Below are 999 nucleotides of genomic sequence, written 5' to 3'. Positions count from 1 at the left end.
GCGTCCACAAAACGGGAAAAATCTATTACAAACATAAAGACAATGAAGGCTATCAATTTCATGATGCGTGACATCATCTTTAAACCTTGGTAGGTTTCTATCATCTCGTGAAGGAGCTGTTGTTCTTTTTCTGTAAGATCTTTATCTTTGCTGCTTCGTTTCTTGACCATCTTTCCAACCACATAAATAGGCTCCCTGCTTGTTATGCTTCAAAATATCTCTTGCAAGGTTGGAACTGATGACCGCAACATCCTTATTATCCAAATAAATGGGCAACCAGCCACCACAAGAAACGGACCTATTTGCCGCGCACCCAACGAGAAAGTTCAGAGCGCACACCAGCATCACTTTTTTGATTAACTTCATTTTCCACCTCAAGCCGCGTTGTTGCTGTCTTTAAAGCATTCTCTGTTTGCTTTTGCCTTTCGCTTTGCTTGCCAAGGTGAAACGCCTTGGCTAAAGCCATAAAAAAAACGGCTAAAGCCGCTGTAAACATCAGAGAATATTTCTTTAGCCAAAAAATCATAAGCGTTGCTCCCGAAACCGCTTGGCGACAATCACTATGCCCGTTACAGCCGCTAAAACCATGATGCCTGCTAATGCCCATTGCACCGGTCCATTGCCTGCTAACAAGCCACCAAAACCAGAACAAGACCCTATAATCGGGGCAAGTGCTTCTATTTTAAGAAGTCCGGTTGCCGTTTTCGTTTCTACCCTTTGATAATTTGAAGAAACATAAGACCCTTTTACCCATAATCCTGCTTCTGCTGCTCGACGGTTGGCTAAACCCGCAAGAGGCTTCCCACCCACCTTATTCCATTTCTGTAATTCAACAGGTACGGCTTCATAATCCCCTTGATTAAGCTTCTTCAACAATGTTGACTTGCGAAAAGCAGCTGTTCCTACATTATAGCAAAATGAGACCAATGCCGCGAATTGGCAATCCGTTAACGAAACCGTGACCGATTCCTCTACCGTCTTCTCAAATTGCTTTAAGTC

General features: G+C 43.3%; 3 protein-coding genes. All 3 read right to left on the bottom strand.

Going from position 1 to position 999, the window contains the following annotated elements:
• Positions 1-182: hypothetical protein (locus ACFIK0_RS09225; protein WP_375663887.1), on the bottom strand; the 182-nt coding region annotated here is incomplete at its 3' end.
• 116 nt (positions 183-298) lie between these two features.
• On the bottom strand, positions 299-526 hold the full coding sequence (locus ACFIK0_RS09220) for a hypothetical protein (RefSeq protein WP_012754703.1): 228 nt from the start codon (positions 524-526) through the stop codon (positions 299-301).
• A partial coding sequence (locus ACFIK0_RS09215; protein WP_375663886.1) for a lysozyme occupies positions 523-999 on the bottom strand: 477 nt, incomplete at its 5' end. The genes ACFIK0_RS09215 and ACFIK0_RS09220, both read right to left, overlap by 4 nt.

Origin of the sequence: Bartonella sp. CL63NXGY (genome assembly GCF_042194905.1) — a bacterium.
In the GTDB taxonomy this organism is placed as follows: Bacteria; Pseudomonadota; Alphaproteobacteria; order Rhizobiales; family Rhizobiaceae; genus Bartonella.
Note: the sequence above shows the minus strand (reverse complement) of the source record. Positions and strands in the feature narration are given on the sequence as shown.